This window comes from Paenarthrobacter histidinolovorans, from assembly GCF_014647595.1.
GTDB classification, from domain to species: domain Bacteria; phylum Actinomycetota; class Actinomycetes; order Actinomycetales; family Micrococcaceae; genus Arthrobacter; species Arthrobacter histidinolovorans.
In genome coordinates this window covers 262,499-276,032 of record NZ_BMPM01000005.1, presented here as the reverse complement: position 1 = coordinate 276,032, position 13,534 = coordinate 262,499, and the positions used below count along the sequence as shown (strand labels likewise).

Below are 13,534 nucleotides of genomic sequence, written 5' to 3'. Positions count from 1 at the left end.
GGATTCTCTTGCGTTGCGTATTTTGCAACGCTGGTTGCAAACCTGCTGGTGATATGTCTAACATGGTGGCGGATCGAGAGTCAAGGCCGCTGCGAAGCGCGTGAACATGGGAGAACGAGTGCTTTCAGCTGTATGTATTGGCGAAACCATGGCCATGCTCACCCCCGTCCAAGCCGTCCCCTTGGACCTCGCCACCGAGCTTCACTTCGGGATCGGCGGGGCTGAATCCAACGTCGCCATGGGCCTGGCCGCCATGGGCCTGGACACCCACTGGATCAGCCGGGTGGGCCACGACGGCTTCGGCACCCGCATCCTCCACGACCTCCAAGATCATGGGGTTGGCATCTCAGGCGTGGAAGTCGACGCCGGGCGGCCCACGGGCCTCTACGTGAAGGTCCCCGCCCAGGACTCAGACCCCGACGGCGGCAGTTCAGTTCTGTACTACCGGCAAGGATCCGCTGCCTCGGCCATGGGACGGGAGACGCTCGCCAATCCCGCAGTTTCCGCGCTGCTGGAAAACGCCTCCCTCATCCACCTGAGCGGGATCACCGCCGCACTCTCCCCGGAATGCCTTTCCCTGCTTGAAGCGATCCTCACCGAACCCCGGAACGGCCGGACCATCAGCTTCGACGTCAACTGGCGCGAAGCCCTGTGGGCAGGCCAGGACCGCGCCGTCCTGAAGCGCCTGGCGAACCTGGCCGACGTCGTGCTTGTGGGGAAAGACGAAGCCGAACACGCTTTCGGCACCACCGACGAAAGCGAACTCCGCCGCCTGATGCCGGACCCGGAGGTGCTGGTCATCAAGAACGAGGCCATCAGCGCCATCTCCTTGGACCGGAGCGGCAGCCGGGAAGAGGTGCCCGCACTGTCCGTCGCCGTCGTCGAGCCTGTTGGCGCCGGTGACTCGTTCGCCGCCGGGTACCTCAGCGGCATGCTGTTCGGACTGGGCCAAAAGGAGAGCCTCCGCCGCGGCCACGTTGCTGCTGCGTGCACCCTGACCGTCCACGGCGACCGCGGCCCGCTGCCCGACGCGGAGGAGCTCGCGGCCATCCTCGATTCTTCGGATGACGTCTGGGCTGCTATCCATGTTGAAGACGGACAATTCAACACCGGAACCGGAGTGTGACACTGTGAGCCAAAGCCTCCTGCGGGCCATCGACCTGCTCGGCGAACTCGCCGCCAAACCCGCAACCCTGGACGAGCTCTCGTCCAAGGCATCCGTGCACAAGACCACCGTGATGCGGCTCCTGCACGCCCTCGAGGAAAAACGGCTGGTAGTGCGGGACGAGGACCAACGGTTCATGCTCGGCTCCAAGCTGTTCGAACTGTCCTCGCTGGCACTGGAACAGCGGGACATCCGCAAAGTGGCCCACCCCCACCTGGCGGAGCTCAACGGCAAGACCGGCCACACCGTGCACCTTGCCGCCTTCGAAGGAAACGAGGTGGTGTACATCGACAAATTCGAGTCCCACCACCCCGTCCGCATGTACTCGCGCATCGGCCTGACTGCATCGCTGCACTCGGCCGCTGTGTCCAAAGTCCTCCTCGCCGACATGCCGAGAAGCCGGCAGGAAAAGATCGCGGCGGGGCTGGACTACGTCAAAGTTACCGAGAACACCCTGACCTCGCCGGAGGCCTTGCTGGCCGAACTGGAGCAGGTCAAGGAACAGGGCTGGGCCCACGACAACGCCGAGCACGAAGCCTTCGTGCACTGCATCGCGGCCCCCATCCGCGACGCCAGCGGCGCCGTTGTTGCCGCAGCCTCTTGTTCGGTACCGGTAGTGATGCTCAGCTATGAAGGCTTGCTTGAGCTGCTGCCCGACCTCAAAGCCAGCACCGAGGCCATCTCCAACGACCTCGGCTGGATCAGCCATGAAAGGAACTCAGCATGAGTGAAAAGACTGTAGTACTGACCGAAAACGCCCCCGCCCCGGCGCACGTATTCTCGCAGGGCATCAAGAAGGGCGGCATGTTCCAGGTGTCCGGCCAGGGTCCCATGGATCCCGCCACCAACCAGTACATCGGCGAGGGCGACGTCCGCGTCCAGACCCGCCGCACCCTGGAAAACGTCAAGGCCATCCTGGAAGCCGGCGGATCCTCCGTTGAAGACGTCCTCATGTTCCGCGTCTACCTCACCACCCGCGACGACTTCGCCGCCATGAACGAGGTCTACGGCGAGTTCATCCGCGAGAACGTCCCCAGCGGCCAGCTGCCGAGCCGCACCACGGTGTTCGTGGACCTGCCGCACGAGGTCATGCTGGTGGAGATCGACGCCCTGGCGGTTACCGCGTAACGCTCAATCACACCCCTCCAGCTTGAGCCAAACGCTCACGCACAGGGATGAAGCCCGACGGCGGCACTCACTTCTTGGGTTCTAGTGGTCGTTGCAACACCTGATTTTGGGAGTTGCAACGACCCTTAGAAACCGCCCTTGGGTGCCGCCGTCGGGCTTTAAGCCGCGTTCCAACAGAACGGCGCCTTAGGAGGCGGTCACCCGTGCGGGCGCCTCCGCCTTCTGGAAGCGGAGCTTCCATGGGGTGAGCGCGGATTCGAGTTGTTCGCGTAGGTCCATCTTGGAAGCGCCTTCCACCCGCTCTTCGAAACGGATGGGAACCTCCATGATTTTAAGGCTGTGCCGGGCTGCCCGGTAGTTCATCTCCACCTGGAATGAGTAACCGTCACTTCGAACAGAGGGAAGGTCAATCTCCTTCAGGGCGTTGGCAGTCCACGCCTTAAACCCAGCGGTTGCATCCTTGACCTTCAAGCTCAGGATCGCTCCAACATAAAAGTTCGCCCAGGCCGAGAGCGCCTTGCGGTGCCACGGCCATTCAGCGGCGGTGGAACCGCCGTCGACGTAGCGCGAACCGATGACGAGCTCAGCGCCGGAAGTCCGGATCCGCTCAAGCATCGTCGGAATGGCCGAGACGGGGTGGGAGAGGTCTGCGTCCATTTGGATCACCACGTCGGAATCCGAGGCCAGGGCTTGGGTCATTCCTGCCACATAGGCCCGGCCAAGCCCATCCTTTTCCTTGCGATGCAGGACCGACACCGTTCCATTGGACTCCGATGCCAGTTGTTCAGCCACCGATCCGGTCCCGTCGGGTGAATTGTCATCAACAACCAGCACGTGCAGATTCGGAATACTGAGTGCCTGGAGCTGGGCTACAAGAACGGGCAGGTTCTCGCGCTCATTGTAGGTTGGCACAACGACGGTAATTTTCGGAAAAACAGCAGTCACAACGAGGGTCCCCAATTCGGTTTTCGATAATTGCCGGGGCTCAAAAGCTGTTTTGCGCGGTCCCGAGCACCGCCAGTCTATTGAGCCAAGCTGAAGAAGCTTGGAAAGCTGTACCTCCACCACCCACTTTGACTTTGAAACGTCCCCGACACGCCGCACACAACGGCGTGTCACGAGCCGCCCGGCTTCAAAGCAGGTCAGGAAGCAACGCGCCGCCCAACTACCGACGCCGGCACCGCCGGAATCCGCTGCCGCTTGGCGTAGACCCTGGACCGTTGGCTGGAAAGAGCCAGGAGTACCAGGATGTCGGTGGCCAGGCCCGAAAGTCCGGCTTCGAGGGTGATGTTGGTGCTTCCGGTGAAGTAGTCAATGGCTTGGACAACCACCGAAATGGAACTCAGGCCCATCGCGATCACCCGTGCTCCGTTGCTGCCCAGGAAAATCCGCCAGGCAAGGAAAATCTCGCCCAACCCGAACAACAGCACCGCAATGGCAACGAAGGTGACCACCGCCGTCGTGGTTTGCGGGTCAAGGGGGTCGCCGTCGGTGGTGAGGTCCGTGAAGACCTCGGACGACGTCAGAAGTGTCATGGCGAGGATGAAGGCCGCAATGGACCTGGCCACCACCAACGCCGCGCCCATCATGGTGGGGGCGGGCCGCCTGTCACGGCTGTCGGTAGGACGGGACGGCTGGGCGGCCGGGACTTTCACGTGCCGCGCGTCGATAATGGGCAGGTCGCCGTCAGTAGAGATTGAATCGCCGCCGCCGTTCCGCGAGTGATACCCGGTGGAGAAGTCCTTGATGACGTGAACGGACACCGCGGGCTCGGCGTCGGAAACCGTCCGGACGATGTGGTCACGCTCAACGTCGGTGTTCTGCTCGATCTTGTGCGTGATCTGGAGGGTGAAGAGCGAGAAACCGACGCTGCGGTCGTACGTTCCGGCGGCAAGCCAGTCCACCTTGTGTCCGCCCGGCAGGAGCCAGCCTTCGGGGCAACGCCAGAACCGGACATGGTGGCGTTTGCCGGGGTTGTTGTCCACTTCCTGCTGGTACGCGAAATCCTGTTGCCGGTCAAACAGATAGAGCGGGCTGACCGGCGCCTCGGAGTAGCTTTGCCGGAAGATGGTGGAGCTGATGATGCGGCGGCTGCTGCCGAAGGTGACGTCGTCTGCCTGCGTCCAGCCGGCAGCGCGCATGATGGCATGGATTTGCGGCTCGTCCCCGAGCAACGCGACGTTCACAGGATCGCCCAGGAGGCCGTCGCTGGTCCGCGCACGGCCGATGAAGTAACCCGGAACGTAGATCGTGGTCAGGATGCGGTGCAGGCGCGGCAGGAGCAAGTAGGCAAGAAACGCCCAGAAGAAGAAGTAGAACCACACCTGGCCCCAGCCCAGATGGAAGCTCTCCCCCACCAGCAGGAACGCCAGCCACACCGCCGCCGCCCCACCCAGGATGAAGAAGGCGTGGTCCAGCCGGCTGTCGGTTACGTCCCTGCCCGGTGCCTTGTACACGGATAGCTCCCCCCTTTTGCTTGCTTCAAGCTTCGGGCTTGGCGCCGGGGATGTACAGACACCTTTCAAGCTCAGGCGGGGCTGCCGACCTCAAGTTGCCCGTGCTCAATAAGCCACCGCACAGATTCGTGCACTGCCTGTTCCGGCTCATAGCGTGGCGTGTAGCCCAGGAGGGATTTGGCCTTTTGGATAGTGAGGCAGTGGTTGCGGGACAGGTGGGCCCAGCTGGTGTCAGCGTGCTCCGGTGTGGTGGTCCGGCGGAACCCGTCCCATCCAACCGTCTCAAAATGCGGTTCCTGGCCGAACCAGGACGCCGCGATCCTGGCGTAGCCACGAACGCTCAGGGCAGTGGGAGCGACGATGTTGAAGTCTTCGCCGGCCGCCGCATCACGCCGGCCGATGGCTTTTTCAAAGGCCTGGGCCAGGTCATCGGCATGGACATGATGCATCATTTCCGTACCGCTGCCGGGCATGTGCACTGTCTGCCCGGCGGAGATCTTCTTCCACACTGTGGGATCAAAGTTTCCAAGCGGCCCCACCGGATGCCACCCCGGACCCACAATGTGGCCGGGATGCAGCGACGTCGTGACCAGCCCGCCGGACGCCGTCTCATCCTTCAACATACGGGCAATGTCGCGCTTCTGGATGCCATACTCATCCGTTGGTTCATCTGCCGAATCCGAGCCCTCTGCCATCGGCAACTTCATGCTGGCGCCATACCGCCAAATGGATCCACAGTGCAGGAGATGTCCCACCTCACCGCGGAGCCGGTTCACCAACGCGGTGGCCGAGTCGAGCGTGAAGCAGACAAGGTCAACCACGACGTCGGCACCAAGTTCCGCGACCCGGTCACCGAAAGCGCCCTCCCGATCCTCCTGCCCACGGTCTGCGGTAACCTGGCGGACCTGCTGCCATTCGGGTGAATCCGTGTAGGGCGTGCTGGTTCCGCGGCTTATGTTGACCACTTCATGCCCTGCACGCACCAGCCTGGGGACGAGGAAGGAGCCGATGTGGCCGCTGCCTCCGATGACGACTGTTTTCATGGTGTCCACTTCGCCTTTGCTCCGGGGCCGGGAGTTTCAGCGTAGTCGGGCTTCGGGGTTTAGAGCAGCGCACACGACTCACTTCTCCCCGAGGTCGACAAACAGCTGCCAAGGATGCTTAGCATGATTACGCCGGGCATGCCCGGGTACGTGACCTCTTGAATGACCCCTCGGACGGTCGACGCAACGCGGCGACCACGTAAAGGAGAATGCTGTGCGGGAGCCTGTAGTCAACGAGAGCGCGGCAGAAGTCAGCGCTGATCCATCTGAATCGCAGGAAGAGCCGCAGGAAACCGGGGAGACCGCAACCGAGTCACCGGAGATCACGTTTGACGAGCAGTTTTACCCTGCGCGGCCCAAAGCGCTGAGGCCCATTGCCCGCCGTCGTCAGTTTTTCGCCGCCCGACCATCCCTCGAGTTCGACGGACTGAACTCCACGTACGTCGATTGGCTGCGCAACCAATCGATGCTCGGCGACGCCAACACCATGGCCCGGCAACTTTCGGGCCAGGCCAGCATGTGGCAGAACTCCTACGCCCGGCCTAATCCGCGCTCCGCTGTGGAGCGTGCGCCGGTCTGGTTCACGGCTTATCCTCTGTCCTTCATCACCAAGGACGGCCAGTCGTTCCTGTCAGCGCTGGGCGATCCCGAGCTGTGGGATGCGTTCAGCCAGATCGGCATCCGGGGGCTGCACACGGGACCGGTCAAGCTGGCGGGCGGCATCCGCGGATGGTCACAGACACCCAGTGTCGACGGGCACTTTGACCGCATCAGCATGGCGATCGACCCCGCGTTCGGCACCGAGGAAGAGTTCCGGCAAATGTGCGAGGTCGCAGTCAACCACGGCGGCACGATCATCGATGACATTGTTCCGGGGCACACCGGCAAGGGCGCTGATTTCCGGCTCGCTGAAATGAACTTCCGGGACTACCCCGGCATCTATCACATGGTGGACATCCCGGAAGAGGACTGGCACCTGCTGCCGGACGTCCCCGAGAACGAGGACTCCGTCAACATCAGCCCCGAGACGGAGAAGGCCCTCCAGCAAGCCGGATATATCATCGGCCGGCTCCAAAGGGTCATCTTCTACGAGCCCGGCGTGAAGGAAACCAACTGGAGCGCCACCAAGGCGATCATCGACACCACCGGCAAGAAACGCCGCTGGGTCTACCTCCATTACTTCAAGGCCGGGCAGCCGTCCATCAACTGGCTGGACCCCACGTTCGCCGGCATGCGCCTGGTGGTGGGCGATGCCCTTCATTCACTGCTGGACCTTGGCACCGGCGCCCTGCGCCTGGACGCCAACGGCTTCCTGGGTGTTGAGAAAAGCGCCGAGGAGGAACCCGGCTGGTCCGAGGGCCACCCGTTGTCCGAGGCGGCCAACCAGCTGATTGGCTCCATGATCCGCAAGGTGGGTGGCTTCTCCTTCCAGGAACTCAACCTCACCATCGACGACATCAAGGCCCAATCCGAATCCGGCCCGGACCTTTCCTACGACTTCGTCACCAGGCCCGCCTACCACTACGCCCTGGTGACCGGCGATACCGAGTTTCTGCGCCTGACTTTGAAGCTCGCCATGGAGATCGGCGTGGACCAGGCCTCATTGGTCCACGCACTCCAGAACCACGACGAACTGACCTATGAACTGCTGCATTTCGCGGCCGGCCACAGGGACGACATTTTCGAGCTCGGCGGGGAAGAACTGACAGGCGCGGAGGTGGCCGAGAAGGTCCAGGACACCCTGCGGGAGCGCCTCACAGGCGAGAACGGCCCCTACAACGCTGTCTTCACCACCAACGGCATCGCCTGCACCACCGTCAGCTTCATCATGGCCACCCTGGGCATCAAGGACCCGGACGCCATCACGGCGGAACAGGAAGCCCAGGTACTGGACGCCCACGTCCTGCTGTCCATGTACAACGCATTGCAGCCAGGTGTCTTCGCACTGTCCGGCTGGGACCTCACGGGCATTACGGCCCTGGACCGCGAGACCGTCCGGGAATTGACGTCCCAGGGCGACACCCGCTGGATCAACCGCGGAGCCCACGACCTCATGGGGACCAGCCCGGACGCGAAGACCTCGTTGGCGGGCATGGCCAGGGCGCGCAGCCTTTACGGTCCGCTGCCCGAGCAGCTCAAGGATCCGGCGTCCTATGCGCGGCGTCTCCAGAAGATCCTCACAGTGCGGGAAGAGTCCGGGATCGCCACCAGCACCCTCCTGGACGTCCCGGACGTTTCCAACCGCGGACTTCTGGTGATGGTCAACCAGCTCGCCGACGGAGCTGTGCAAGTAACCGTCCTGAACTTCTCCGACCAGGACATCGCGGGCAGCATCCAGTCCTCGCACCTGGTGCCGGGCGCGGCGGTGCATGATTTGTTCAGCGGCGACGACGTGGGCCAGGTGGACGATCTTGGCAGCTTCTTCCTGGAACTGCGCCCGTTCCAGGGCACGGCACTCCTGTTGAAGGACCCGGTGGTCGAGGACGAGGCGGCGGAGTAGAAGGCCCGACGTCGGCACCCCCGTGAGTGCCGACGTCGAAAGTTCCGCGGGTTACTTTGAGACGAGGCCGTCCCAGCTCTGGACCAGGAATGGGGTACCGACTGGGGAGCATTCTCCGAGGTCCACGTGACCGGGCGAGCCTCCGCCTCCGAATGCATAGTTGTCGCCAAGATTGACCGGCGTTCCATCGGGCAGAATGACCCCTGTCGCAGTGACCTTGGTCCCGAAGGGGAAGACGAGTCCGCCCGACGTTCCGTCCGGGTGGATCCCGGCGAAGCACCCTCCGCTGTTCAGGCCGAGGGTTCCAGTGATGAGGGCATCCATGATGAGGTTGACGCCTTCATCCGTGGACACGGCAGCCTTGTTTCCGTTGCCTCCGACCACAATTTCCGCAGCCCCCGTCGCCGCTTTGGCGCCAACGATTTCGGGCGGTTGTGAAGGCCCGGACGAATCTGACTCCGGTACCGCAGCAGACTGCGTGGCTCCCGGCACCGGCTGCTGCAGCTGCTGTGGATTCAACGAGGACGCGAAGACACCCGCGACGACCGCGGCAGCCGCTGCCACCAAGCCAACACCCCCAATGACCCGGAACCGGCGGACGGGTGGCTGGCGGTGGAATTGTTCAACAGATCCACCGACGGCCAGCTGCACCGCGTCAGTCTGCATGACAGCGAGGCTCTTCCCGCGGCTTCGAGCCAGGTCTTCTTGCGTGACCGCCAGGGCGGGGTCGGCCGCGGCGAGGCGTTCCACGGCGGATTTTTTCTCATTGCTCATTGCTGACATCCTTCGCCACGTAATCCGTTCCCAGCAGATGGCTGAGTTCTTTGCGAGCCCTGTGTAGACGCATCCGCACCGCTGAGGCCGAGATGTGCAGCAGCTCCGAAACTTCAGCGGAGGTGAATCCGTCCCAGTACGTCAGGAGGAGAACCTCCCGCTCGAGTGGTCTGAGCCGTTCCATCGCCTCGCCCACCGCGTCCTCACCCATTCCCAACGGATGGATCCGCTGCCTCTCCAGCTGCTGTGCAAGGTTGGTGGACCGGGCGTTTGATCGGTTGTGGTTCCGGAGGACGTTCCGGGCTATGCCAAAGACCATGAGCACGGACAATTCCTGGTCCTGACAGCACTTTTCCCAGGCGATGCGAAAAACCTCGGCCGTCAGGTCCTCGGCTGTCGAGGCACCTTCCGAGCGACGCCGGAAGTAACGGTAAACCTTGTCATGGCAGGCCGCGTGCGCTGCCAGGAAAAGCTTCTCCCTGACTGCCCCCACGCGATCTCCTTGGTCTGTCTTCACGCTCATACCCGGTTAATGTCCGGCAGTCAGAAGAATGTAACGGAAGTTTCAAGAAAAGCGCGCGACGTCGGCACTTACGGTGAGTGCCGACGTCGAGGTCTGCTGGTTTCAGGCGTCCGCGTTAGTCGCCGACGGCGTCGCGGCCGCGGCGGACGATCAGTTCATCGGCCGGGTAGACCACCGAAGTGTCTTTGTCCTCGTAGTCGAATTGGTTGAGGAAGAAGCGCATGGCGTTGATCCTGGCACGCTTCTTGTCGTTGGATTTGATGGTGATCCACGGTGCGTGGTCGGAGTCCGTGTGGAGGAACGTCCGCTCTTTGGCGTCGGTGTATTCATCCCACCGTCCCAGGGATGCGAGGTCCATGGGTGAGAGTTTCCAGCGCCGCACGGGGTCGATCTGGCGGATCGCAAAACGGGTCCGCTGCTCCTGCCGGGTCACGGAGAACCAGAACTTGGTCACGTGGATTCCGGCGTCCACCAGCATCTTCTCGAACACCGGCGCCTGGCCCATGAAGGTGTCGTATTCCTCGTCGGTGCAGAACCCCATGACGCGTTCCACGTTGGCCCGGTTGTACCAGGAACGGTCGAACATCACGATCTCCCCGGCGGTGGGAAGGTGCTGGATGTAGCGCTGGAAATACCACTGGCCCTGTTCACGGTCCGAGGGCTTGGCGAGCGCAACGGTCCGTGCCGAGCGGGGATCCAGGTGCTCGGTGAAGCGCTTGATGGTGCCCCCCTTGCCCGCCGCGTCCCTGCCTTCGAACACGATCACATGCTTGAGCCCCAGATCCTGGCCCCAGTACTGGAACTTCAGCAGCTCGATCTGCAGATGGTACTTCTCGATCTCGTACTCGTCGCGGGTCATCCGCTCCGGGTAGGGGTATTCATCGCTCCAGGTTTCCACGGCCGATCCGCCGGGATCGATGAGCTCGGGGTCTTCCCCTTGGCCTCCACTGATGGTGTAACCCAGCTCCACCAGGTGGTCGATGGTTTCGCGCAGGTTGTCCCTGACCCACCAGTTGTCCAGCGATGTGGAGAGTGGGTTTGCGTCCGTCATGCGGTCCTCCTGCTAAGCCGTGTGGTGCGCAGAACGCTAACAACGCTTGGTGACGGGAACATGAACGGAATTCCGCGTTAGCTCTTGGGCGGCGAGACATCGATCCAGTAGCGACGAAAGCGGCGTCCCTCAGAGTCCGTCCGAGTATCTTCGAGCACCCCGCCGCTGCGCTCGATGGTCCTGGCTGAAGCTACGTTCGAGTCATCGCACGTCAGCAATACACGGCCAGGCTCTCCCTGCTTCGCCAATCGTTCGCAAAGTTCCTGCAGCGCCCAGGACGCTGCGCCGCGGCCACGCTCCGAGGGCCGGATGCCGTATCCGATGTGGCCGCCTGAATTCAGCAGGGCCGGGGTGAGGTAGTGACGGAAGGCAATGGCCCCCAGATACCGCGGGCCCTCCGTGACCCACAGGTAGGTGCAGGGAACAATGCCTTGGTCCTCCTGGACATCCTCTGCCTCGGTCAGCTGCTGGACCCAGGCCGAGAATCCTTCGGTGGAGGTGACATCGTCCGCCATGAAGACGCCTGCGCCGTCCTGATGGGCGCCGTTCCATTCACGATGGGACTCCAGGAACGACTGGTGGAAGGCGGCATCCGGAGCAACGAGTTTGAACATGCACTCGACCCTACCGGGTGGGCTTAGACCACCGGCGAATTCATGAGGGCCACCGTGATGAGCAGGGCAATCCCGAACATCGGCAGGCAGAGAACTGCGTTGGTCAGGCGGTTGTCCCTCATCACGGCCACGAACTCCCGAAGGAAAGCGCTGGGCACAAAGTACCTGGCAGTCGGAGCGCCCACCACCTCCGCGTTGATCTTCTGCCGACGGGACAGGAGGGCGGCGCGGAGTACGTGGTAGTTGTTGGTGCACACCAGCAGCGGCCCCTGAATTCCCTTTTCAGCAAGCAGGGCGACCGAATAGGCCAGATTCTCCCGGGTGGTGGTGGCCTTGTCCTCCTCCAGCACATCGCACGGAGTAGCGCCCTTGGCCACCAGGTAATCCTTCATGGCCGACGACTCAGGTCGCGGCTCATCAGGGCCTTGGCCCCCCGAAGGTACCAGGACGGGCCTGACGGGAGTGACGGCGTCGTAAATTTCCAAAGCCTTGTTCAAACGGGCCGCGAGCAACGGCGGGACCTTGCCGTCAATCAGCCCGGACCCCAGGACGATGACGGCAGCTGGGTTCGGGCTGAAGCGCATCTTGGAATAGACCACCGCATAGCCCAGGAAGACAACGAACGCACAGCCAAGGTATGCGCAGAGAAAGAACGCCAAAGCCGCGATGCCGGCGAGCACCGGCTGCCCGCTCAACACGAAGAGGAAGGCGACCACCGGTGCCAGGAAGACGGCCATTCCAACCGCCATCGGCAAAAAGCTGGTGATGCTTGGGCCCTCCCGGCGGACCATCGTGACGCCGTTCGCGATCAAGAACCCGGCGAACACGAAAATACTCACCACCGGCACCACCAAGACCAGCAGATTCAACCACTCGAACCACGGATTCAGGTCGATCAGGAAGTCCAGGAGGGCCTGCAGCAGGAACCACGCTGCGACCAGCAGCAGCACACCATTCCTGAGCCGTCGCCGGTCCGACTGGAATGAGGCAAGGAAAAGTCCCGCGAAAAGAAGTCCTAGGACCAGGGTCAGCATGCTCCTAGCCTATGTGGTGCCGCTACGGCTGGCAGGAGCACGCGCAGCTGCATGATCTTAAAGGCCGTTCTGCTCGGCGAAGTCGATAAGGGCGGCAGCAACAGCGTCCGGATGGCTCAGCGTGGCGTAGTGACCACCAGGGATCTCAACCGGCTCGGTGCCCAGCCGGTCACGGATGTGGCGCCTCATGAACGACGCCGGGAAGAACAGGTCGTCACGGCACAGAATCCCCAGGGTTGGAACGTCCGGATGGTTGCCCGGCCAGGGACCTGACATCCAGGCGCCTTGCTGGTCGCGCTCCCTGTCGGTGGCCTGCTGCACCAACTCTGCGGGGACAAGATTGAAGTATGGCTCGTCGGGAATAGTCTCGTGGTCGTGCCCTGTGTTGGTCCACCACTCGCCGAAGGTCTCCCCCGGCGTCGGGATCATTGCCGAGAGATAAACCAGGCCCGTGGAGTGGAGTTCCTGGCAAACCAAGGGTGCCGTGAAACCACCCAGCGAGTGCCCCACCACGATGGTGTTACGGTCCCCGCCAACGGCTGCCGTCACGGCGCGGGCGTAGTCCTCAAGCCGGGCATCAACGTCTTCAATGGGCAGGTCCACTGCCACTACTTCATGACCGGCTTCTTGAAGAAGTGGGGCAACCAAGTGCCAGTCCCACGCCGTGGAACCACCACCGTGAATCAGTACGAAAACCGCCATCATGTCCCGTTTCATCAGATCGTGTGGGCTGTCACCAGCGCATCCGGCGTGCTCTTGGCGACGCCCGCGGCTGTCTCAACGGGCAGCCCGTTCCTTATCCAATACTCGATGCCCCCGATCATTTCCTTCACGGAGTAGCCGAGCTCCGCGAACGCGAGCGCAGCGAAAGTGCTGCCGTTGCAGCCTGGACCCCAGGAGTACACCACCACCTGCGAACCAGCGGGGACAAGGCCGTGGGCCTGGGATGGGATCGAAGCCGTAGGGATATGTACGGCCTGAGGAATATGTCCATGGTCCCAAGAACTCCTGCGGCGGGTGTCCACAATGACCAGTGACTCCGGGTCGGCCTCCGCCACCTCCATCACGTCGATCTCGCACTGAAGCTTTGCGCGGAAGAAGTCGGCGGGGTCGAGCTTCATCCCAAAACTTCCGGCCCGATCATCGGTAGCCATTGAGTCACCTTGCCTTTACTGATTGCCGTTACCCGAAATCCTATCCTGCCAAAAACATACCCCCTGGGGGTACTTGACGCATACCCCCACGG

General features: G+C 62.7%; 14 protein-coding genes. 4 read left to right on the top strand and 10 right to left on the bottom strand.

All coding sequences use genetic code 11. The annotated features are described in order from the left end of the window. Window positions 1-118: 118 nt before the first annotated feature. From IEY62_RS14000 to IEY62_RS13990, 3 genes are read left to right on the top strand one after another with little or no spacing between them, the layout of a single operon-like run. The gene (locus IEY62_RS14000) at window positions 119-1,126 is read left to right on the top strand and encodes a sugar kinase (RefSeq protein ID WP_189018828.1); all 1,008 of its coding nucleotides are present in this window, start codon (window positions 119-121) and stop codon (window positions 1,124-1,126) included. A 4-nt stretch (window positions 1,127-1,130) separates the two neighbouring features. Continuing rightward, the gene (locus IEY62_RS13995; protein WP_229785302.1) at window positions 1,131-1,892 is read left to right on the top strand and encodes an IclR family transcriptional regulator; all 762 of its coding nucleotides are present in this window, start codon (window positions 1,131-1,133) and stop codon (window positions 1,890-1,892) included. Next, window positions 1,889-2,293: a RidA family protein gene (locus IEY62_RS13990; RefSeq protein ID WP_017197328.1), complete on the top strand. Its 405-nt coding sequence runs from the start codon at window positions 1,889-1,891 to the stop codon at window positions 2,291-2,293. Before IEY62_RS13995 ends, IEY62_RS13990 begins: the two co-directional genes overlap by 4 nt. A 186-nt stretch (window positions 2,294-2,479) precedes the next feature. Here the strand turns inward: IEY62_RS13990 and IEY62_RS13985 are convergent, their stop codons facing one another. From IEY62_RS13985 to IEY62_RS13975, 3 genes are all read right to left on the bottom strand, one after another. After that, window positions 2,480-3,238 carry a polyprenol monophosphomannose synthase gene (locus IEY62_RS13985; RefSeq protein ID WP_189018823.1) on the bottom strand — a complete coding sequence of 253 codons (759 nt, stop codon included), beginning with the start codon at window positions 3,236-3,238 and terminating at the stop codon, window positions 2,480-2,482. A gap of 197 nt (window positions 3,239-3,435) precedes the next feature. Further along, window positions 3,436-4,749 carry an LssY C-terminal domain-containing protein gene (locus IEY62_RS13980; RefSeq protein ID WP_189018821.1) on the bottom strand — a complete coding sequence of 438 codons (1,314 nt, stop codon included), beginning with the start codon at window positions 4,747-4,749 and terminating at the stop codon, window positions 3,436-3,438. Window positions 4,750-4,820: 71 nt separating this feature from the next. Beyond that, window positions 4,821-5,792: an NAD-dependent epimerase/dehydratase family protein gene (locus IEY62_RS13975; RefSeq protein ID WP_189018819.1), complete on the bottom strand. Its 972-nt coding sequence runs from the start codon at window positions 5,790-5,792 to the stop codon at window positions 4,821-4,823. Between the two features lie 214 nt (window positions 5,793-6,006). Here IEY62_RS13975 and treS point away from each other — a divergent pair, with 214 nt between their 5' ends. Beyond that, window positions 6,007-8,292, top strand: a complete 2,286-nt coding sequence (treS, locus tag IEY62_RS13970) for a maltose alpha-D-glucosyltransferase (protein ID WP_189018817.1) — start codon at window positions 6,007-6,009, stop codon at window positions 8,290-8,292. Between the two features lie 51 nt (window positions 8,293-8,343). Here the strand turns inward: treS and IEY62_RS13965 are convergent, their stop codons facing one another. From IEY62_RS13965 to IEY62_RS13935, 7 genes are all read right to left on the bottom strand, one after another. Next, window positions 8,344-9,066 carry a hypothetical protein gene (locus IEY62_RS13965; RefSeq protein WP_189018815.1) on the bottom strand — a complete coding sequence of 241 codons (723 nt, stop codon included), beginning with the start codon at window positions 9,064-9,066 and terminating at the stop codon, window positions 8,344-8,346. Beyond that, the gene (locus IEY62_RS13960) at window positions 9,056-9,559 is read right to left on the bottom strand and encodes an RNA polymerase sigma factor (RefSeq protein ID WP_189018813.1); all 504 of its coding nucleotides are present in this window, start codon (window positions 9,557-9,559) and stop codon (window positions 9,056-9,058) included. Before IEY62_RS13960 ends, IEY62_RS13965 begins: the two co-directional genes overlap by 11 nt. Before the next feature lie 145 nt (window positions 9,560-9,704). Then, the gene (gene ppk2 / locus IEY62_RS13955) at window positions 9,705-10,640 is read right to left on the bottom strand and encodes a polyphosphate kinase 2 (RefSeq protein ID WP_189018811.1); all 936 of its coding nucleotides are present in this window, start codon (window positions 10,638-10,640) and stop codon (window positions 9,705-9,707) included. Window positions 10,641-10,717: 77 nt separating this feature from the next. Continuing rightward, entirely contained in the window at window positions 10,718-11,254 is a 537-nt protein-coding gene (locus IEY62_RS13950; RefSeq protein ID WP_189018809.1) for a GNAT family N-acetyltransferase, read from the bottom strand. Window positions 11,255-11,277: 23 nt separating this feature from the next. Then, on the bottom strand, window positions 11,278-12,288 hold the full coding sequence (locus IEY62_RS13945; RefSeq protein ID WP_189018807.1) for a YdcF family protein: 1,011 nt from the start codon (window positions 12,286-12,288) through the stop codon (window positions 11,278-11,280). Window positions 12,289-12,345: 57 nt separating this feature from the next. Then, window positions 12,346-13,005 (bottom strand): alpha/beta fold hydrolase, encoded by a 660-nt coding sequence (locus tag IEY62_RS13940; protein ID WP_229785298.1) that lies wholly within the window; start codon window positions 13,003-13,005, stop codon window positions 12,346-12,348. Continuing rightward, a complete protein-coding gene (locus tag IEY62_RS13935; RefSeq protein ID WP_229785297.1) occupies window positions 13,005-13,442 on the bottom strand; it encodes a rhodanese-like domain-containing protein in 438 nt (145 codons plus the stop codon). The genes IEY62_RS13940 and IEY62_RS13935 overlap by 1 nt, the downstream gene beginning before the upstream one ends. Window positions 13,443-13,534 lie beyond the last annotated feature (92 nt).